Raw genomic sequence first — 20,551 nt, 5'->3', positions numbered from 1 at the left:
ATTTTTGACAGCCGATCCGGAATTTTTATTTTTCCAGTTTCTGCTGTCAAAATTCCGGAAATTCGCGGCGGGCTACAACGGTTCAGAGGTTGATGGCGGCCGGATCAACGGATCGTGGCGGCCAACAGGATGGTGGTGGGCCCGGAGGGACTCGAACCCCCAACCAAGCGGTTATGAGCCGCCGGCTCTAACCATTGAGCTACAGGCCCTGCCGCGGAGCGGCGCGCGGGGTCAATGGCGGCCCCGGGAGCACCTCGTCTAGACGAAATCTCACCGGTCGACAAGCATCGCCGCAATCCTTACACAATCTCGCGGGAAGAACGTCGCGAGGGACAACCAAACGGAGATACCCCGCATGCACCTTCCGCCCCTTCCCCGCCTCGCGCTCAGTGGCGCTGTCGCCGCTGCCCTTGCCGCGCTTGCATCCGCGCCCGCCCTGGCGCAGGAAGCGAGACCGCGCGAGCCGGTGATCACCGTCACCGGCGAGGGGCAGTCCGATGTCGCTCCCGACATGGCAATCGTCGACCTTGGCGTCATCAAGGACGGCAAGACGGCGCGCGAGGCGCTCGACGCCAACAACAAGGCCATGGCCGAAGTGATGAAGGCGCTGAAGGACGCAGGCATCGCCGAACGGGACCTGCAGACGTCCGGCTTCACGATCAGTCCGCAATATCACTTTCCGCAGACCGAGAACGGCGAGAACAAACCGCCCGTGCTGGTCGGCTTCCAGGTCGCCAACATGCTGTCGGTGCGCATCCGCGATCTTGCCAAGCTCGGCGCCATCCTTGACCAGACGGTGACGCTCGGCGTCAATCAGAGCGGCGGCATCCGCTTCACCAACGACAAGCCCGAGAGCGCCATCAGCGAGGCGCGCAAGCGGGCCGTCGAGGACGCGATCGCCAAGGCAAGGGAACTGACCCAGGCTGCGGGAATCGGCCTCGGCCGGGTTCTGGAAATGTCGGAAACGTCCTACCGGCCGCAGCCCATGCCGATGATGCGAAGCGCCGCGGCTAAGGATTTCGCTGCCGAGGCCGTCCCGGTCGCCGCCGGCGAAACAAGCTACGCGGTCACCGTCACCGTGACGTTCGCCCTGCAAAACTGAACGACAGCATCTCTCCCGAACGTGGGAACCGGTTTCGGGAGAAAGACATGCGAAGGCAGGATCCAGAGCCTGCGAAGCCAAATCGGACAGATCGCTCGCGTTTAAGTGCTTCCGGCTCGCCGTTGGCGCGATGCCGGGAGACCGTTGCCGGCGCCCTTGACGCCGGCCAGCATGGACAGTCCGACAGGGTTCTCGCGGTACCGCCCCCGAGCGGCCGAGCATGAAAATGGGGCGGCGCAACGTCTGCACCGCCCCAATAGATGAATTCGACGACCGCCTGCAGGCTGTTCTGCCCCCCGGGCATCAGCCCCAAAGCGTCGGGCAGCGCGGGACATTGGCAAAGGCGACGCGCGTGTAGCGATGGTGGCGCCAGCCCTCGACAACGATGCGACGATGGCTGACGTCGGCGACGCGCGCCCGCCGGATGCCGCGATCGCGGGCCTTCTCCACGGCAAGCCAGGGCGAGCAGCGGCCACGGTCGCGGCGATCGTCCCAGCGGTGGTGGCGGTCGGGTCCGCGGCCATAGTAGCCGTCGCGATAGCCGACGGTTTCGATGCGAATGTCCAGGCCGCCAGCCGAAGCGGCGGGAGCGGCGGCGGTCAGGCCGGCGATCGCCAGGAGGACAGCGGCGAGGGTTTTTCCGACAATGCGCGACATCAAGGTCTCCATTCGTTGTGCGTCCGCTGTGAAGGAGGAGCAGCGACGCTGTAAGCAATCGATGGAGAATGATTATCACCGCCACGCTGAACGCTGTCGGAACCGCGCGTTCAGCATGTGTTCAGCGCCAATGACGCACGGGAGTGACGCCTGCCGAATCAAGGCGATACGCGGCGTGGGCGCTGAAGCAAGTGCACCGGTTTGCCGGCGCGGTCGACCGCATCTTGCCTCGATCCGGCTAGCCGGAAAGTTGCCTTTGCAGGTCGCCGGCGTCGGCAAGCAGCGACAGGCGCGTCACCCGTCCGCCGTCGATTTCCATCAGCAGCACCTTCTCGGTCGCATAGGATTTTCCCGACGACACCCGACCGCGCGCGGTCAGGCGCACCGCCACGGGTGACCCCCCACCGGCCGTCATGACTGCGGCGTCGCCATAGCTCTCATCGAAAGCCGCAAAGTGGCGAGCGAGCCGGTCCCGCAACGCCGCGCGTCCGATTTCGCTTCGCTCACCGATTCCGGCGATCGCGACATCGTCGTCCACAAGCTGCGCAACCGCGGCATAATCGCGCGCATTCAGCGCCGCGACCAGATCCTGGGCAATTGCGACCGTATCTGCCATGGGGACCGTCCTCCATTGTTCATTGCCGATGTCTTACCAATTCGTCGGTGGCCGCCGGAGTTCCGAGGGGACTTACACTCCGAGATGCAGCACCACCTCGCGCAGATGCGGCTGATCGCGGTGCTCGAACAGAAAAATGCCCTGCCAGGTGCCAAGGACGATCTGGCCCTGCGTCACCGGAATGCCGATCGACACCTGGTTCAGCGCCGCCTTGATATGGGCGGGCATGTCGTCCGGTCCTTCGAGCGTGTGAACGACCCAGCGCATCGAAGGATCGTCTGACGGGGGCACGAGCCGACGGAAGAACTGGTCGAGATCGCGGCGCACGTCCGGATCGGCATTCTCCTGAATCAGGATCGAGCAGGACGTATGACGGACGAACACCGTCAGAAGCCCCTCGCCGATCCCGGCCCCGCGCACGAAAGCGCTGACCTTGTCGGTGAACTCGTAAAGACCCTGCCCGCGGGTCTGAATGGTGATCCTTCCCTGTGGCACCCTGTCTCCTCGTCATCGTCCCGTCGGCACGACAGTTCCAGGGAGGCCGTCCCCGCCGTGCCGGACGCGATCGAATTGCTACAATTCCAGAAAGCTTTGAAATCCGCCATAGATCATGCGCTTTCCGTCGAAGACCGACTGCCACTTTTCTTCCGAGAGGCGAGGATCTTCCATCACCCTGGCGACGATCGCATCGCGGCTTTCACGCGAGTCGTAGGTGACCCAGGAAAAGATGACGACCTCGTCGTCCTTGGCGTGAACCGCGCGCGGGAAGGAGGTCAGCTTGCCATAGGGCACATCATCGCCGATGCACTCGACATAGGAAAGTGCGCCGTGCTCTTTCCAGATCGGACCGGCAACGCCGGCAAGCGCCTTGTAGGCATCGAGGTTCTGTTTCGGAACGGCGACCACGTATCCATCGACATAGGGCATGGGAACCTCCTTTGAGAGGATGTGTTGCGACACGGCGTCCGCTGGCACGGTGCGAAGCCTAATAGCGACCAAAGGATGTGTCGTCGGGGCCGGTGCCGACACCGACAGGTCCAGGCGGTCGGCTCGACTGGCACCGGCAATCGCGATCGCAGCCAGCGGTATTTTTCCACCCGGTGCCGACAGGATACTCTCCGCGATAGATGCGGCGCAATGCCAATGGGGCGGCCTGATGGGTCACAAAAATTCGAGACCTGTCGTCCGTCGAACAGCGGCGGATCAAGGCCCCGCCCGGGCATACTCCCTTTGCCCCAGCCGACAGTTAGCGCTTTCTAATATATTCTTGCAGTTCCGCAGGCTCGAGACCGGGGGCGGGGATCACCCGCCGACCTTCGGAAAAACCACGGCGGTGTACGCAGGAGGTACGCCATGTTGAGCTTGCATCGCTTGGCAATCCTAGGACTGGCCATGGTCCTTGCTGGCTTGGCGCCTGCGCTTGCCGCCGAGCCGGTCGGCCAGGCGGTGCTTATCAGGACCAGCGTGACCGGTGATGGCATGGAGTTGCAGGCGCAGGATCCTGTCCACCGTGACGAGCGCATCAGAACTACCAGATCGGGCCTGGGGCAGTTCGTCTTTCGCGACGGCAGCAAGCTTGCGGTCGGATGGGGTTCGTCGGTCGTAATCGACCGGTTCGTCTACGACGACCAGAAATCCCTGAAGAAGCTGACAATTTCGGCAGCGAAGGGCACCTTCCGCTGGATCAGCGGCAAATCGAGGAGCACGGCCTACGAGATTCTCACCCCGGCCGGAACAATCGGCGTGCGCGGGACGGTGTTTGACTTCTACGTCGGCCCGGATGGAACGACGGCCATGGTGCTTCTGAGCGGCGCCGCGTCGTTTTGCGGCGCGGGCGGCTGCGCGCAACTGACCCGGCGCTGCGACAGCGTGATCGCTTCCCGCAGCGGCGGCATCTCCAATCCACGACGCGCCGACAGAAACGTCTTGCGCGCGCTTGGCAATGCGCGTGCCCTGCCCTTCCTCACCGGGGATCAGCAGCTTTCGGGCGGGATGCAGAACGGCGGCTGCAAACTCGAGACGGCGGTGAAGATGAAGCAGGATCGTCCGGATCCGCGCGAGCCCTTGAGGCCGCAGAAGGCTACCCCGCCGAAAAAGGTTGATCGGAACAAACCCAGCTGGGACAGGCCGGACCGCGAAAAAACACGCCAAGACAAGCCGGACTTCGGATCGCCGGGCCGCGACAAGCCCGACCGGGACAGGCCCAGTTGGGACCGCCCGGACAGAGAGAAGCACGGTATCGGAGACAAGCCGGACTTCGACCGGCCGGACGCCCGAGTGCCCGAGAGCCACTGTCACGGGGAAACCTCGGACCGGGATGGACGCAGGCGCTGAGGAACCAACGAAACGTAGCCGAATCTACCTGTTGCCGTGGGACAGGAACGCAGCCGAGGTCGAAGCCGGCGCTGTCAGTGCAACTGGACGCTGCTATTTCACAGAAGCGCCCTCCACCTCGATGTCATGTTGGAAATGATCGCTTCGGCGGGCTATGCGGCGGTAGAATTCCACTAACCCTTCGGTCAACCCAGCGGATTTCGCTTTTGCCTCGCGTGCGAGCTGGCGGACGTCCCCGGAGCGAGCCCGCAACGCCTTGACCAGCCTGTCGTGAACCGACCGCAGATCGGCGAAGGCATCGGACGCCGCAAGCTGCTCATCCCCCACGACTGCGAAAATCATCGTGCGCGACCGCCGGCCCTTCAGCGCAAGCGTCCCCGCTTCCAGCAGCGCCATGTCCGGTATGGAGCGGGCGGTGGTTTGAGAGACGAGGATGTCCGTGCCGACCTCCTTGCAGGCAGCCTCGATCCGTGCGGCAACATTGACGGTATCGCCGACCGCCGAGTAGTTGAAATGGGCCTCGGCCCCCATGTTGCCGACGCAGGCCAGGCCGGTATGAATACCGATCCCGATCGCGACCCTGTGCTCACCACCAAAGCCGAACGCGTCTTCGCGATTGAGGCGGTCAAGCGTCCGGCGCATGGCCAGCGCCGTGCGGACTGCCTTCTGCCCGTGGTCGAGAATATCAACCGGGGCGTTCCAGAACGCCATGATGGAGTCGCCGATGAACTTGTCGAGCGTGCCCTCGTTGTCGATCACATCGCGGCTCAACGCATCAAGGAGCCGGTTGAGAAACGTGACGACCTCGTTGGGCGAAAGCCGTTCGCTCAGGTCGGTGAAATTTCGGACATCGACGAACATCACCGTCAGTTCGCGTTCGTCGCCGCCGAGCCGCAGCGCGTCGGGGGTGTGCTCGATGCGATACAGCAGTTCCGGCGACAGGTATTGCCCGAACGCACGCCGCACCTGCCGCCGCTCCCGGTCCACCACGAGAATGCGCAGGCCCGTGGCCGCGAAATGGGCGATCGTGGCGCTCGCGATCGGGACCAGCGGATCGAACAGCAGGCCGGCGTAGCGGAATGTCACCCATGACGCGGCAAGCGCGGCAACCGTCACGAGCAGGCCGAAGGCGAGGGCAACGGCCGGGCTGACGAACGTCGTCAGCACAACGATCAGGCAGCCGGCGATCGCGATCGCCAGGATCTCGAGGCCATTGGCCCAGTCGGGCCGCGACAGGAACCGGCCGGACAGGATCTGCTCCACGGCCTGTGCATGGATCGAAACGCCGGGCACGTGCTGACCGAGCGCGGTGGTGCGGATGTCCTGCAGCCCCGCGGCCGACGTGCCGACGAAAACGATGGCGCCCTGCAACTGTGCGCGGACATCCTCGGGCGGCCCATCCTTGGCAAGTATCGCTCGGGCTGAAACGTACCGATCGGCTCTGTCGGAATCCAGGTAGAGCCAGAGCTCACCTGCGGCAGTGACGGGGACGACGAATTCGCCCACCTTGATCTGCGTGATCGTGTCGGGAACATGGGTGGCATCGGCCAAAAGGTAGGTCGAGGCGCCTTGCGCCACGCGCAACGCCTCCAGCGTGAGGTTCGGATAGAGCTGCTCACCATCGCTGAGCAGAAGAGGAATTGTCCGCAAGACAGCCGAAGGGTTGCCGGGATCCAGGCTGATATGGCCGATCCCCGCGGCATTCGCTTCGAAGGCCGGAAGGAGCGGCGTTGCCGTTGAAAACCTCGGCGGAGCGCCGAAGGGCGGCTCGCCTGTGAAGGCGAAACCGGCCTTGACCTGCGGCAGGTGGCGGCCGTCGTTGGAAATGGCAAAGCCGAGCACGATTGGGCGTCCCTCGAAGGAACGGGCGAAGACCGCGTCGTTGTCCGGCAATCGGTCGAGCAGGTCCTCGGAAACGCCGCCCAGTTCGGCAACGACAGTGCGCGGCGACAACCGGTCGGGTTCGGAAAAGAGGACATCGAACGCAATCGCCGAGACCCCGATGGCGGCGAGCCGGTCCACCAGGAGCGCCAGGCGATCCCGCGGCCACGGCCATTGGCCAAAGGCCTTCAGCGAAGCCTCATCGATGTCGACGACCCGCACGGGCATGTCTTCGAAGGGTCGGGGTTCCAGGCGCTGGTATGCATCGAAGACGGACTCGCGGGCAAGCTGATAGAACGATGGATCGGCGGCTCGCAAGAGCGTCAGCGCCGCCACGATCACAAACCCGACGATGACGCCGACCCATTGCGCGCGCGTCATGTAAACCGATCCGCCTCCCCCGCCGCGACCGGAGCACGGCGCAAGCCTTGCCCCAGGCGTAACCATCATCCGGACAGGCGCGCCGATGCTGCTGGTCGCGATTGTCGCCGCGTGACCGGCGCTCAGACACGTGTCCGTCGCTGCAAAATACTACGCTTTCGATGTCAGCGTCAGCGATCCAAGAGGAGGTAGTGACCCGACGCTATTTTGCGGTGCTATGAGCAAGCTGCTCCGCGCGTGCATCGGCCAATGTCCCCGGATGGAGCGGCGGCGGCCGCCCGAGCGGTCGAGCTCCGCCTACCACGCGCTGCAGTTGCGCAGTTGCTTGGCGTAGCGCGACGCCATCTTCGAGGCGCGGGCCGCTCCCGTCTTGGCCGGACCGCTCCAGTTGCCGCGCGCATAACCGGCATGACCGTCATGATAGGCGACATAGAGGCGGTAGGTATCGTTGAGGGCGATCCCGTTTTTCAGATGGCTCTGGTGGTGGTACCAACCGACGAAGCGGACCGCATCGCCGAAGTCGGATCGCTTGGCCATCCAGCGGCCGGTCGACTTCTTGTAGCGGTCCCAGGTGCCATCGAGCGCCTGCGAATATCCGTAGGCCGACGAGGCGCGTTTCCAGGGGATGAAGCCGAAGAGCTTCGTGCGCGGCGGCTTGGCGTTATGGCGGAAGCCGGATTCGGCATACACCGTCGCCATCAGCACGGGGACGGGCACGCCATACTCGCGCTCGACGCGCCGCGCATCGCGCTCCCAGTTCTCGAATAGCCCGTCGCGCTGCTCGAACACGGCACAGGCATTGTCGGTGTTGCGCGGGACGGTCCCGCAGGCAGCAAGCATCATCGTGAGGACGACGACAAAAACGCAACGCATCGCTCGATCTCTCATTTTCGAGAGATTGATAAATCGTAAAGCTTAATGTTTCGTTTTTAGACGAATGCCGAAAGCCCGGATCCCGGATCACGTCCGGGAAGACGGAGGGGGTTGCCGCAAGCCATCTGGGCGACCTTCCCGGTCGCTCATTCCAGCGGCCGGTTGGCGCGGAACCTGTCCTTCAGCTTGTCGATTTCCGCCGGCGTCCAGACGTCCTCCAGCCCCAGCACAGCGATCCAGCCATCGATGTAGTGCTCGCCCGCATAGACATGACCGTAGCCCATCGGCGTCGTCGTCGCCATCGCCATGTCGAGGCCGAGCTGCAGGAATGTGACGGCGGGATACCAGCTGAATTCCGGCGAGACGTCGGGCCCGCGCGGACCGACCATCCACGCCGGCGGACGACGGTAGGCGCCTTCATCGAAGAAGGTCACCGGGTCGCTCGCATATTGCAGGTAGACGATGCGCATCGGTCCCCAGGGCGCGGTCGCTTGCGACAGCGCATTCCGCTGGCTGGTGAAGCGGACGTAGGAACCATCGCCGAACCGCGGCAACCAGGCAGGCGTACCTTGATTTCGCCCGGCGGTGAACTTGCTCCAGACGCGGCTTTGGTATGGAGGACCGACCCAGAGCGCACCCTGGTAAGGATCGCCGATCACCTCGAACAGCTCGGTCGACTGTTCGGAGCTGAGCGCGCCGAGACTGAGGCCATAAAGGTAGAGCTTCGGCCGCGCGTTCCTGGGCAGCTTTGTCCAGTGGTCATAAACCGCGCGGAACAGGGCGCGGGCGGCATCCGAGCCGTAGTTCGGTTCGACCAGCAGCGACAGCCAGCTGGAAAGGTAGGAGTACTGGATCGCCACACTCGCGATGTCGCCATCGGTCAGGAATTCGACGGAATTGACGCCCTCCGGATCGACCCAGCCGGTGCCGGTCGGCATGATGACGAGCAGGGTCTTGCGCGTGAAGCCGCCGGTGCGGATCAGTTCCTTCAAGGCGAGGTCGGCGCGTTCCTCCGCGGTCTGGCCGGCGCCCAGCCCGACGTAGACCCGCACCGGATCCTTCGCTTCCCGACCGCTGAAGGCCGCGATCTCGTCACGCCTTGGGCCGTTTGCAACGAACTCTCGACCGCGTCGACCGAGGTTTTCCCAGGAAACAAGTGATGCGGCGCTGCCGGTCCGGTTGGGATCGCCCGGCTGGGGCGTGTCCGGCTCGATCAATTGGTCAAGCGCGCGCAGCGAGGAGTCGGCCGTGTGCAACGCCCATCGGAAAAGGACCCCTTCTACCGCCGACCAGAACAGCGCGATCGCCACCAGTCCGCCGATCACGTTGGCAATGCGACGTGTGGCGAAGCGCTGCGATAGCCGGGCGACCAGACTCCACGCAAAGCCAAACAGACGCGTCAGCACAATCACACCGATGAACGTTAGAAGTGCAATCAGGCCGAGCTTTGTCGGATGGCCGGTCTCCAGCGGCGGCAGCTCCATCAGCGAACGGATCGAGTTCTGCCACTCGGCGGCCCGCCACAGCGCGACTCCGACCATGATCGCGCAAATGACGGCTGCGGCGAGCTTCAAGCCGCGCCATAAGCGTCCGACAGGTGGAGGCAATTCCAGGTAGACCCAGAGGTGCCATAAGAATACGCCGAACCCGTAGCCGACCGCGAAGCAGACCCCGGACAGAACACCCTGGGTGATGTAGGTCCGCGGCACCAGGCTCGGCGTCAGCGACGCGGAGAAGAACACCGCGCCGAGCAACAGTCCGATGGTGGAAAGCGACACCCAGAACTTCAAAAACCGATTCGGCATGACGGAACCCGTGCTAGCGCATATCGACAGTGGAAATAAAAGACATAAGGCGTGTTAGCGCGCTTAAAGGAGTGCGATGCTTTCGCGCCGGCCGCACGCACAAATGCCACCGGCACGGCACGATGACGCCATTTCGCCGGTCAGGCAACCGTCCCTTGCCGGAGCTGGGGCAGATTTGGCTGCCGGTTGCGATGACGATTTTTCCGAAGCGGACAGGCATCCGGCCTGGCGCCGATCTTCACGAGATATTTTGTTGCGGAAGCAGGGTAGTTTTCCTAGGTAAAGTGCCCAATTGAAGCACACTTGCGATCGAATCGGTCGCATGCGGGTTTGCGGCTCGGACGGGCACATCATTGGGCCCGCTCCGCTGCTCGTCGTCCGGATCCGCCTGGATCCATTAAAGGGAGAGAACCATGGTACTAAAGACGCTCACCGGCGCGACCTTTGCAGCCTCGTTGCTGCTTTCCACGGCCGCCTATGCCGACATCACCATCGGGCTGATCGCACCGTTGACCGGTCCGGTCGCGGCTTACGGCGACCAGGTGCGTAAGGGCGCCGAAGCCGCCGTTGCCGAGATCAACAAGAACGGCGGCATTCTCGGCGAGCAAGTGGTCCTGAAGCTGGCAGACGATGCGGGCGAGCCGAAGCAAGGCGTCTCCGCGGCCAACCAACTCGTCGGTGAAGGCATTCGTTTCGTGGTCGGCCCGGTCACCTCCGGCGTTGCCATTCCCGCATCCGACGTGCTGGCCGAAAACGGCGTGCTGATGGTCACCCCGACGGCGACCGCGCCGGACCTCACCGCCCGTGGCCTGCCGAACGTGCTGCGCACCTGTGGTCGCGACGACCAGCAGGCCAGTGTCGCGGCTGACTACGTTCTCAAGACGATGAAGGACAAGAAGATCGCAATCGTCCACGACAAGGGCGCCTACGGCAAGGGCCTGGCCGACGCGTTCAAGGCCGGCATCAATGCCGGTGGTGTCAACGAGATCCTCTACGAAAGCGTGACCCCGGGCGAGAAGGACCTCAGCGCGCTGATCACCCGCCTGAAGTCCGAGGGGGCGGAAGTCATCTATTTCGGCGGCTACCACCCCGAGGCCGGCCTGCTGGCCCGCCAGTTGCATGACATGTCGGTCCATGCCGTCATCATCGGCGGCGACGGTCTGTCCAACAGCGAACTCTGGGCGATCGCCAACGACGCCGCCAAGGGAACGACCTTCACCAATGCAATCGACGCGTTGAAGAACCCGGATTCGGCCAAGGCGGTCGAAGTTCTGAAGGCTGCCAGCATTCCGCCGGAAGCCTTTACGCTGAATGCCTACGCTGCGGTCGAAGTGCTCAAGGCCGGCATCGAGAAGGCCGGCAGCGCCGAGGATTCGGCCGCTGTCGCAACGGCGCTGAAGTCGGGTGAACCGATCGCCACTGCGATCGGCAAGCTGACCTACGGCGAAACCGGCGACCTGACCTCGCCGAGCTTCTCGCTGTTCAAGTGGGAAGACGGCAAGATCGTCGCCGCCGAGTAAAGCGAGACGCTGCCACCAGCCCGCGACGCCGGTATGCACCCCGGCGTCGCGCATCGGCGGTCCGAGCCAAGCGGTGCCCGCCGTCCTTTATTCCTTGGTTAAGCAATCAGCCCTAAATTCAGGATTTTAGAATAAAGTCGGAGCATGACGCCCCGGCCGCCTCCCCCTGATATCCTGACTTCGGCACCGGCCTGTTGGCCTTGGCCCTCGTTTTCGGCGACTTGCAATGAAGAACCTTCGCATATCCACCCAGCTCTTCCTGCTGATCGGCGGGCTGCTGGTAGCCTTCTCCGTCGCTACGTTCTTCCAGATCCGCGCAACCACGCTGATGATTTATCAGCAGCGTTACGAAATGCTGCGCTCGGAAGTCCAGACGGCAACCTCCCTTCTGAAGATCTACCATGACAAGGAACTGTCGGGCGAACTGAACCGCGAGGAGGCGCAGAAGCAGGCGCTGACCCGGATCGGGGCCCTTACCTTCGACCCGGACGGTTATTTCTTCGCGTATGACCAAGACCTCAAAATGCTGGTTCACGCCGACCAAACCCTCGTCGGGCAGAGTTTCGCGGGCAAATTGGACAGTTATGGCCACCCCTACCACGACGAACTGGTCAAGCTGGCTCGCGCCGGTGGCGGCCAAACCGATTTCTACGGCCCAAGGCCTGGAAAGGAAGGGGATTTCCGCAAGGCCGCTTACGCACTCGAATTCAAGCCCTGGGGTCTGGTTGTCGCGACCGGCCTCTACATGGACGATCTCGACACCACCGTGATCCGCACGATCATCGAGGCGATCGTGGTTGGCGCGATCGGCACGACCGCTGCCCTGGTACTGGCCTACTTCATCGTCCGCGGCATTTCCCGTCCTCTGTCGGCCGTTCACACGACCCTGGAAGCGGTGGCGGACGAAGACGTGGCAATTGCCGTCCCCCACACGGACCTCGGCAGCGAAGTCGGCCTGATGGCCAGGGCGACCAAGTCGTTGCAGGAAAAGATACGCGAGCGTCACGCGCTGGTGGCACGTCAGGCGGAGCAGCAACGCGAACTCGATGGCGAGCGGCAGCAGAACGCTGCCCGCCAGCAGGCCGAGACGGACGAACAGACATATGTGGTTTCCACCATCGCAACCGCGCTCCAGCGGCTGGCCGAAGGCGACCTTACCGTTCGCTGCGGTGAACTGGGACCAAAATACGCGGCTCTTCGCGAAAACTTCGACGAGGCCATCGCTCGCCTCGAGCAGGCCGTCGGCCGCGTCAGCCAGAAGAGCAACGACATCGGCGTCAGCAAGGAAGAGATCCGGCGCGCTTCCGGGGCGCTGGCTCAGCGAACCGAGCGCCAGGCCGCCAGCCTCGAGGAGACGTCCGCAGCGCTCGACGAACTGACGGTTGCCGTGCGCCAGACCGCCGAGGGTGCGCGCGAAGCTGCAAGCCAGGTCGGCGCGGTCAGCACCGAGGCACACGAGAGCGATGCGGTCGTCGCTCGTGCCATCGAGGCGATGAGCAGCATCGAGCAGTCATCGGCGGAAATCTCCAAGATTATCGGAGTGATCGACGATATCGCTTTCCAGACCAACCTGCTCGCCTTGAACGCGGGCGTCGAGGCCGCACGGGCCGGCGAGAGCGGCAAGGGTTTTGCAGTGGTCGCGCAGGAAGTCCGCGAACTGGCCCAGCGATCGGCCGCCGCTGCAAAGGAGATCAAGGACCAGATCGCCCGCTCGTCCTCGCAGGTCGACCAGGGCGTACAGCTGGTCGGCAAAGCGGGCGACGCGCTCAAGCGCATCTCTCAGCAGATCGCCAGCGCCAACGAGATCGTCTCCAAGATCTCGCACAGCGCCCAGGAGCAGGACACGACACTTCGGTCGATCTCCTCGACGCTCAACCAACTCGACGATGCGACCCAGCAGAACGCGGCGATGGCCGAGCAGACCACCGCTTCGGCCGAAGTTCTCGCCGACAACACCGCCGACCTGCTGAACCTGATCCGAGGCTTCAAGACCGGGCAGACGGGCGACGCCAGCCAAACGCATCCATTGCAGATGGCGAGCTGACCAGCACTCCACAGTCTGAACAGCGAGACCGCCGGCAGCATCCGGCGGTCTTTTTTTTTTGCAGGTGGGTTGCCCCACGGTGGGGCTGGCAGATCCCGCTTGCACCTACCCGAGGCTGGCGATGAGTTCGCGGTAAGCCTTCTCCGGGAACGCCTTCAGCGTCTTCGTGCGCACGTTGCCGCCCTGGCCGAGCGTCAGGCAGAAACGGGCGGCGACGGCGTCGTCCGGCGCCTCGCAGACGGCGACCATGTCGTAGTCGCCCATGGTGAGATAGAATTCCTTGAACGAGCCGCCCATGTCGCCGAGCGCCTTCTTGGCGGCATCGAGCCGCTTCGGCGATTCACGCACGTTCTTGATGCCCTGTTCCGTCCAGTTGAGGAGAACGATATACATGGTCATGGCATACTTCCCCTTTGCGCCTCCGAGAGACGCTGCGGCAATGCCCTCAGCCCATTTTTAAAATATACGCCTGTCGAGAGCCGACGGCGACAAGGAAAGTTGCCTTTGCCGACAGGGCGGAACGATCGGCCGCGCTTGATCTACAGCGAGGGAAAGCCCCGCTTTTTCCATTCGCGTTTCGGAATTTCGCCGCCGACGGCGAACGCGAACGAGACGACGCGTGTTGCATCCGCATCGACCTCGCAACGAAATCTCAGGTCGAACCAGCGGCTTTTGGCGTGAAAGGCGGCACGCCGCACCTCGAGTACGGTGCCCTTCGACAGCCGATAGGATGGAAGCAGCTGAGGTTGATAGGGTGGTGTGGCATTGCGGAGCTGCGCGTAGAGCTCGGTGCTGCACAACTGTTCGACGCGCAGGTCCCGCGGCAGATCGCCCATCGCCGTCTGCGCCACCGGATCGCCGGTGTCGGTCGAGGAGAAAATCCGCTTGGCCTCGGTGAGCGACTCCTGTGCCGCGGTTTGCCTTGCCGTATCCGCTTTCTTAGCGTCGTCGGGCATCACCGCCTCGGCGCCAAGGCCCGGACCGACCTCTGCCGATGCGGTTGGAAAACCGTCCGCGGCGGCGTCCTCGGGCAGGTTCAGGGTCTGCGCCGGCGCCGCCGCGGACATCTCTGGCTCTGGTTGTTGTTCCGCCGGCTCTTCCGGAGGCTTCGGCTCCTCGACGGGTTTGACGGCAGACGGAGGGTCCGGTTGCGCGGCCTCCATCCTGGCCAGATCAGCCTCCTCAGACGGCGAAGGCCCGCGGTCTTTCTCACCGAACTCCAGCACCGGCCGGAGGATCGGAATCGGCACCCGGTCAGCCGGCTGATCGGCCGCCTCCTCCTGCGGTTGGGGTGGCGGCTCCTCCGGAGGAGCTTCGGGCAGATTTGCTTCTTCCACCGGCTTTTCCTCGGGCGGCGGCTCCTCCACTGCCTTCTCCTCGGGCGGTGGCACGAGTTCGACGCTGACGCTTTCCTCGGCCCGGGGCGTCATGTCCGGCAGGGGAATCCGGACTAACAGGATCACGGCGATCAGCATATGGAGCGCGATCGAAACGATCGCCCCCCAGCCGAGGCTCTGCCGTAACCTGTCTGCCATCCGCCGCATCATCGAGATCAATTGTCGTAAGCGCCTTCATCGTCCGAACCAAGCGCGGTCAGTTTTGGCTGACCGGGCCACGTTTTCAATAGCGCTCAATGCGGTTGGCTGTCGAGGAAAGCGACGCTTGCGTGTTGCTTGCCGTGATCCGCCGTGGTCGCCCACCGGCGGGCGGGGCGGTCGGCGCGCAGCACCCTGCCGACCTGTGCCCCGAGATCAGGCCTTCCGCACCGGCGGAATGACCCATGAGCCGTCCAGGATCGAGGGCGGGCTGTCGTCCGGCCAATACAGCCGCATCATCAGGTAGAACTTATCCTTCGGCGCGGGCAGCCAGTTCGATTCCTTGTCGGCGCCGGGCGACTCGTGCTGGATGTAGATGTCGGTGGAGCCGTCGGGATTGGTTTTCAGGTTCTGGCGCGCGCTGATCGAATAGCGGTTGATCGGATTTTCGACGAAGAAGTATTTGTCGTTGTACATCGTGATCGACCAGAAGCCGCGCACCGGCGGTGTCTGCCCCTTCGGAAAGGTCAGGACGTACTTGTTCGATCCCTCATAGCTCCGCCCCAGCATGCCCTCCTTCATCTTCAGCGAGGTCGGATAGATCGCGTCCTGCGGGCGATTGGCGCCGAGGCCGATGGCGGCGATCAGCGCCCGCTGCAGGTATTCCGTGCCATAGACGCCGGTCTTGGTCGTGTACCCCCAGCCGTTGATGTCCTTGACGTCACCGTCGCTGAACTTGAAATGCAGCATGGTGCGGCCGAAGCCGATTTCCGGAATGCGCTTGACGAACCGGGTATCGAGCTTGCTTTTGTCGAAGTCCTTGCCGGGGACGAGGCCGATTTCGGCCATTCTCTCGATGATTGCCGCATCGGCAGCGGCCGGCGGGTTTGTCTTCAGAAGTTCGGCCAGCAGCGTAAAATACTCGACCGCATCCATCCGGTTGACCTGGTCGCGCACCGGCGTTTTCATGTCAATGCTCGGATCGACCTTGCCGGGCGGCGGGGTCCAATCCTTGCCGTAGGCGCTGAGCGGCACCAGCTTGCAGGCATCCTGCAGGGCATGCACCGCCGCGTAGTCCTCCGGCGTTCCGGTGCAGTAGATGCGCCCGAGAATCCAGACGAGGCTTGTCGGCGATTTGTATTCGGTGACCCCTTCGGGGATATCGCCCTGCCAGCCGGGACCGGTGATCGCGTAGGTCTGCGCGCCCTGACCGGTCGTGCGCGATCCCGGGACCTGGAACACCGTCGTCCAGCCATCCAGCATCGGAAACAGGAAATAGCGGTCTTTCATCTCCGGAATCGACAGGATCCATGGCTCTTTGCCGACATCGACGAACGCCGTCGTATAGAGCGTATCGGCGTTCGGGGCGGTGACATCGGTGAAGGAGGCATCGGGATATTCGCGCAGCTTGATGAGGTGGCCCATCGGCCCCCTGCTGCCCGCGGGCTCGACGACATTCGTCACCACCCGCCGGGTCATCTCCATGGTGACGAGCGGATAGCCGTAGATATAGGCCTCCACCGCCGTCCAGAAGTCGCCCCTGCCCTCGAAGGGATCGGCGATCGGCAGGTCCATGGCGGATGCAGGCGACAATGCGCTTGCGGCAAGCAGTCCAAGGCCGCCAATCGATACGGCGCGGCGTGTCACGTCCATCGCAGTCTCCCTGGGTCGATATGAGCGTCGATTTACTGATGGCCGAACCTGCGAGCGCTGCAGCAGAACCCGCATCCCCTCGGCGCCGGTATCCTAACACGGCGGACCGGTCGATGCAGGCATAACCGGCTGACATGCGACTACGCCCTACGGCTTAGGCGCTGTTAAACGGAAGGCTCATCGGTCCCGGCGAATGGCACCGCGCTGCCAAACGGAAAAGGCCGGACGCAAGGTCCGGCCTTTTCCAATTCAGATACTCGAAGCCTGCGCGATGCCTTAGCTGTCGAGGAAGCTCCTTAGCTTGCGCGACCGGCTCGGGTGCTTGAGCTTGCGCAGCGCCTTCGCCTCGATCTGGCGGATACGTTCGCGGGTCACCGAGAACTGCTGGCCGACCTCTTCCAGCGTGTGGTCGGTGTTCATGCCGATGCCGAAGCGCATGCGCAGCACGCGCTCCTCGCGCGGCGTCAGCGAGGCGAGCACGCGCGTCGTCGTCTCGCGCAGGTTCGCCTGGATGGCGGCGTCGATCGGCAGCAGCGCGTTCTTGTCCTCGATGAAATCGCCGAGGTGGCTGTCTTCTTCGTCACCGACCGGCGTTTCCAGGCTGATCGGCTCCTTGGCGATCTTCAGCACCTTGCGGACCTTTTCCAGCGGCATGGCGAGCTTTTCGGCCAGTTCCTCCGGCGTCGGCTCGCGGCCGATCTCGTGCAGCATCTGGCGCGAGGTGCGGACGATTTTGTTGATCGTCTCGATCATGTGCACCGGAATGCGGATCGTGCGGGCCTGGTCGGCAATCGAACGGGTGATCGCCTGCCGGATCCACCACGTCGCGTAGGTGGAGAACTTGTAGCCGCGGCGATACTCGAACTTGTCGACCGCCTTCATCAGGCCGATGTTGCCTTCCTGGATCAGGTCGAGGAACTGCAGTCCGCGGTTGGTGTACTTCTTGGCGATCGAGATGACGAGACGAAGGTTGGCTTCCACCATCTCCTTCTTGGCGATGCGGGCCTCGCGCTCGCCCTTCTGCACCATGGAAACGATACGGCGGAACTCGGCGATCGAGATACCGGTCTCGGTGGCGAGATTCTGGATCTCCTGGCGGATGTCGCGGATCGTCGCGTTCTCGTTCTTGGCGAATTCCTTCCAGCCGCGGGCAGCAAGGTTGCCGATCGACTTCATCCAGTTCGGATCGAGTTCGGCACCGGAATACTGCTCCAGGAACGAATCGCGCTTGACGCCATAGCTCTCGGCAAGGCGCAGCAGGCGCCCCTCGTTCTGCATCAGCCGCTTGGAGATGTCGTAGAGCTGCTCGACGAGGCTGTCGACACGGTTCTGGTTGAGCGACAGCGACTTCACCGCCGTGATCAGCTCGTCCTTCAGTTCCTTGTAGCGGCGCTCCTGGGCGGGCGACAGCGTGCCCGTGGCGGCAAGGCGGGCCTCCACCTGCTGGTCCTGCAGCTTGCGCAGCTTCTTGTAGGTCTCGGCGATCTTGTCGAGCGTCTCCATGACCTGCGGACGCAGTTCGGCTTCCATGGCGGCGAGCGAGAGGTTCGACTCGTCGTCGTCCTCTTCCTCTTCCTCTGGCGCCGGCATGTCGCCGCCGACATTGGTGATGTCGTCGTCGCCGCCAGCGCGGCTCTTCTTCGCCTTTTCCTTCTCCTCGGCGGCCTTACGATCGGCCTCGATCTTCTCCGGGCTCTGGAACTGCGGAGCAGCCTTCGCCTCGGGGCCGGAATAGGTGGTCTCGAGGTCGATGATCTCGCGCAGCAGCGTCTGACCTTCGTTCAGTTCGTCGCGCCAGATGATCAGCGCCTGGAAGGTCAGCGGGCTCTCGCAGAGCCCGGCGATCATCGTCTCGCGGCCGGCCTCGATGCGCTTGGCAATGGCGATTTCGCCCTCGCGCGACAAAAGCTCCACCGAGCCCATCTCGCGCAGGTACATGCGCACCGGGTCGTCGGTGCGGTCGGTCGGTTCCTTCTTCTTGGCGGTCGCAAGCGCGGTGCCGCCGGAGGAGGTGATTTCCCCGCCCTCGCCCTCGCCGTCATCGTCACCGTCGTCGTCGCCGCCCTGGGCCTCCTCGGCGTCCTCGTCCTCGATGACGTTGATGCCCATCTCGGACAGCATCGCCATGGTGTCCTCGATCTGCTCGGAAGTGACCTCCTCCGAGGGCATCACCGAGTTGAGTTCGTCCATGGTGACGTAGCCGCGCTTCTTGGCGGCCTTGATCATCTTCTTGACGGCATCATCGGAAAGATCCAGAAGCGGGCCGTCCGGTGCACCTTCGCGTTCGGTTTCGGCTTCTTCGTTTTCTTTGACCTTGGTTGCCATCTATTCTTCGCTTTCCTGGAGTATCTGGTTCGTACCGTTGAGGACTGCGCAGGCGCCAGCCCACATGCTGGCGCCATGCCAACCAGTTTCACTGACCTAACGGAATGAAACTTAAATCCCGATTAACCACGCCTTGACTTCGAAGGTCGCGGACATGCTGCCTCGGCAACATGATTGACATGAACTCCCGATCCGCCGTACCCATCTCACCTGTGCCAGAAATGGTGATTCCCAGAATTTTCGGTTCCGTCAAGCTCTTCTGCCAAAAAACCCTGAAAACCCTTTGATTCGGGTCTTCAAGGCGAGAGGCGCCGGTTGCGGTTGCTGGACAACATGTAGGGATGGTCGCGGAAAAGACAAGGGCCCGGGCTCTTCCGCTGCCAACACCGGCGATTCGCACCCCATCAGAACGACCGCCCGTCGACCTTTGTGATTGATAGAGTATCGAGGTCAATTGCCGGAATGCACCGCAGATTGACAGCCACCATCTCGTTACCCTTTCCGTCCGTCCCCTCGCCATAGGGCGCGATGCCGCACACGGCGCAGAAGTGATGGCGGATGACGTGACGGTTGAACTGATAGGTCGAGACGTTCTGTTCCGGAACTGTCAGCACCAGCTTGTCCCGCGGCACGAACGCGAGAAGGCCGCCGCGCCGGCGACACATGGAACAATTGCAGTCCATCGCCGTATCGAAGTCGCCCTCGACCTCGAAGGCGACGTTGCCGCAGTGGCAGCTTCCTTCGTATTTCATTGCAAGTAATCTCCCATTAGTGCCAATCCATCACCACTTTGCCGGAATTGCCGGCGCGCATCGCCTCGAAGCCGTCGCGGAATTCCTCGATCCTGATGCGATGGGTGATGATCGGCGCCAGATCGAGCCCGCCCTGCACGAAGGCGATCATCTTGTACCAGGTCTCGAACATCTCGCGCCCGTAGATGCCCTTCAGCGTCAGCATCTTGAAGATGACTTTGTTCCAGTCGATGTCGAAGCCGGTCGGCGCGATGCCGAGGATGGCGATCTTGCCGCCGTTGTTCATCGCGTCGATCATCGAGCGGAAGGCGGGCGGCGCGCCGGACATCTCCAGCCCGACGTCGAACCCCTCGGTCATGCCGATCGCGCTCATGACCTCCGTCAGGTCTTCCTTTGAAGCGTCCACGACATGATCGATGCCGACCTTGCGGGCGAGCTCGAGCCGCACCGGGTTGATGTCGGTGATGACGACCTTGCGGGCGCCGGCGCGCCTGGCGACCATCGCTCCCATGATGCCGATCGGCCCGGCGCCGGTGACAAGCACGTCCTCGCCGACGAGATCGAACGAGAGCGCCGTGTGGACGGCATTGCCGAACGGATCGAAGATGGCGGCCACCTCATCCGGCACATCGTCGGGGATCGCCACGACGTTGTATTCGGGGATACAGACGAACTCGGCGAAGGAACCCGGGCGATTGACGCCGACGCCCTGGGTATAGTGGCAGAGGTGCCCGCGCCCGGCGCGGCAGTTGCGGCACTTGCCGCAGACGATGTGGCCCTCGCCCGAAACCCGCTCGCCGACGTGGTACTTGGTCACGGCCGAACCGATCTCGGCGATCTCGCCGACGAACTCATGGCCGACCACCATCGGCACGGGAATGGTCTTTTGCGCCCACTGGTCCCAGTTCCAGATGTGCACGTCGGTGCCGCAGATGGCGGACTTTTTCACCCGGATGAGGACATCGTTGGGGCCGGGTTCCGGCACCGGCACATTTTCCATCCACAACCCGACTTCAGGTTTGGATTTGACCAGCGCACGCATCATGTTCGACATCGAAAAATCTCCGCAAGGG

General features: G+C 63.4%; 17 protein-coding genes and 1 tRNA gene. 4 read left to right on the top strand and 14 right to left on the bottom strand.

Annotation, left to right across the window (positions count from 1 at the left end; translation table 11 throughout):
- Positions 1 to 133: 133 nt before the first annotated feature.
- Positions 134 to 209: transfer RNA gene (locus JNC62_RS18985), tRNA-Ile, on the bottom strand.
- Between the two features lie 146 nt (positions 210 to 355).
- Between JNC62_RS18985 and JNC62_RS18980 the strand changes: the two genes are divergently transcribed.
- Complete coding sequence (locus JNC62_RS18980; protein ID WP_374840794.1) at positions 356 to 1,102, top strand: SIMPL domain-containing protein; 747 nt, start codon at positions 356 to 358, stop codon at positions 1,100 to 1,102.
- A gap of 303 nt (positions 1,103 to 1,405) precedes the next feature.
- Here JNC62_RS18980 and JNC62_RS18975 read toward each other — a convergent pair whose 3' ends face one another.
- The 4 genes from JNC62_RS18975 to JNC62_RS18960 form a co-directional block, all read right to left on the bottom strand.
- Positions 1,406 to 1,759: a hypothetical protein gene (locus tag JNC62_RS18975; RefSeq protein ID WP_374840792.1), complete on the bottom strand. Its 354-nt coding sequence runs from the start codon at positions 1,757 to 1,759 to the stop codon at positions 1,406 to 1,408.
- 238 nt (positions 1,760 to 1,997) lie between these two features.
- Positions 1,998 to 2,375, bottom strand: coding sequence for a nuclear transport factor 2 family protein (locus JNC62_RS18970; protein ID WP_374840790.1), 378 nt, complete (start codon positions 2,373 to 2,375; stop codon positions 1,998 to 2,000).
- A gap of 72 nt (positions 2,376 to 2,447) precedes the next feature.
- Positions 2,448 to 2,870 carry a secondary thiamine-phosphate synthase enzyme YjbQ gene (locus JNC62_RS18965; protein WP_374840788.1) on the bottom strand — a complete coding sequence of 141 codons (423 nt, stop codon included), beginning with the start codon at positions 2,868 to 2,870 and terminating at the stop codon, positions 2,448 to 2,450.
- A 78-nt stretch (positions 2,871 to 2,948) separates the two neighbouring features.
- Positions 2,949 to 3,302: a DUF1428 domain-containing protein gene (locus JNC62_RS18960; RefSeq protein ID WP_374840786.1), complete on the bottom strand. Its 354-nt coding sequence runs from the start codon at positions 3,300 to 3,302 to the stop codon at positions 2,949 to 2,951.
- 426 nt (positions 3,303 to 3,728) lie between these two features.
- On the opposite strand from JNC62_RS18960, the gene JNC62_RS18955 reads away from it, so the two are divergent.
- Complete coding sequence (locus JNC62_RS18955) at positions 3,729 to 4,709, top strand: FecR family protein (RefSeq protein WP_374840784.1); 981 nt, start codon at positions 3,729 to 3,731, stop codon at positions 4,707 to 4,709.
- 93 nt (positions 4,710 to 4,802) lie between these two features.
- On the opposite strand, the gene JNC62_RS18950 is transcribed toward JNC62_RS18955, so the two are convergent.
- The 3 genes from JNC62_RS18950 to JNC62_RS18940 form a co-directional block, all read right to left on the bottom strand.
- Positions 4,803 to 6,971 carry a CHASE2 domain-containing protein gene (locus JNC62_RS18950; RefSeq protein ID WP_374840782.1) on the bottom strand — a complete coding sequence of 723 codons (2,169 nt, stop codon included), beginning with the start codon at positions 6,969 to 6,971 and terminating at the stop codon, positions 4,803 to 4,805.
- A 297-nt stretch (positions 6,972 to 7,268) separates the two neighbouring features.
- Positions 7,269 to 7,844 carry a transglycosylase SLT domain-containing protein gene (locus tag JNC62_RS18945; protein ID WP_374840780.1) on the bottom strand — a complete coding sequence of 192 codons (576 nt, stop codon included), beginning with the start codon at positions 7,842 to 7,844 and terminating at the stop codon, positions 7,269 to 7,271.
- A gap of 146 nt (positions 7,845 to 7,990) precedes the next feature.
- On the bottom strand, positions 7,991 to 9,649 hold the full coding sequence (locus JNC62_RS18940; protein WP_374840778.1) for an alpha/beta hydrolase: 1,659 nt from the start codon (positions 9,647 to 9,649) through the stop codon (positions 7,991 to 7,993).
- A gap of 413 nt (positions 9,650 to 10,062) precedes the next feature.
- Between JNC62_RS18940 and JNC62_RS18935 the strand changes: the two genes are divergently transcribed.
- Both JNC62_RS18935 and JNC62_RS18930 read left to right on the top strand, forming a co-directional pair.
- On the top strand, positions 10,063 to 11,169 hold the full coding sequence (locus JNC62_RS18935) for a branched-chain amino acid ABC transporter substrate-binding protein (protein ID WP_374840776.1): 1,107 nt from the start codon (positions 10,063 to 10,065) through the stop codon (positions 11,167 to 11,169).
- 226 nt (positions 11,170 to 11,395) lie between these two features.
- Complete coding sequence (locus JNC62_RS18930) at positions 11,396 to 13,213, top strand: methyl-accepting chemotaxis protein (RefSeq protein ID WP_374840774.1); 1,818 nt, start codon at positions 11,396 to 11,398, stop codon at positions 13,211 to 13,213.
- Positions 13,214 to 13,318: 105 nt separating this feature from the next.
- Here JNC62_RS18930 and JNC62_RS18925 read toward each other — a convergent pair whose 3' ends face one another.
- From JNC62_RS18925 to tdh, 6 genes are all read right to left on the bottom strand, one after another.
- Positions 13,319 to 13,612 carry a GYD domain-containing protein gene (locus tag JNC62_RS18925; RefSeq protein WP_374840772.1) on the bottom strand — a complete coding sequence of 98 codons (294 nt, stop codon included), beginning with the start codon at positions 13,610 to 13,612 and terminating at the stop codon, positions 13,319 to 13,321.
- Positions 13,613 to 13,752: 140 nt separating this feature from the next.
- Positions 13,753 to 14,748: a DUF930 domain-containing protein gene (locus JNC62_RS18920; protein WP_374840770.1), complete on the bottom strand. Its 996-nt coding sequence runs from the start codon at positions 14,746 to 14,748 to the stop codon at positions 13,753 to 13,755.
- A gap of 216 nt (positions 14,749 to 14,964) precedes the next feature.
- Positions 14,965 to 16,401: a DUF1254 domain-containing protein gene (locus JNC62_RS18915; RefSeq protein WP_374840768.1), complete on the bottom strand. Its 1,437-nt coding sequence runs from the start codon at positions 16,399 to 16,401 to the stop codon at positions 14,965 to 14,967.
- Between the two features lie 276 nt (positions 16,402 to 16,677).
- Positions 16,678 to 18,726, bottom strand: coding sequence for an RNA polymerase sigma factor RpoD (gene rpoD / locus JNC62_RS18910; protein WP_374840766.1), 2,049 nt, complete (start codon positions 18,724 to 18,726; stop codon positions 16,678 to 16,680).
- A 404-nt stretch (positions 18,727 to 19,130) separates the two neighbouring features.
- On the bottom strand, positions 19,131 to 19,478 hold the full coding sequence (locus JNC62_RS18905; protein ID WP_374840764.1) for a GFA family protein: 348 nt from the start codon (positions 19,476 to 19,478) through the stop codon (positions 19,131 to 19,133).
- Positions 19,479 to 19,494: 16 nt separating this feature from the next.
- Entirely contained in the window at positions 19,495 to 20,532 is a 1,038-nt protein-coding gene (gene tdh / locus JNC62_RS18900) for an L-threonine 3-dehydrogenase (protein WP_374840762.1), read from the bottom strand.
- Positions 20,533 to 20,551: the final 19 nt, after the last annotated feature.

This window comes from Mycoplana ramosa, from assembly GCF_041930185.1.
Classification (GTDB): Bacteria; Pseudomonadota; Alphaproteobacteria; order Rhizobiales; family Rhizobiaceae; genus Mycoplana; species Mycoplana ramosa.
This window is presented reverse-complemented; position numbering and strand designations above follow the sequence as displayed.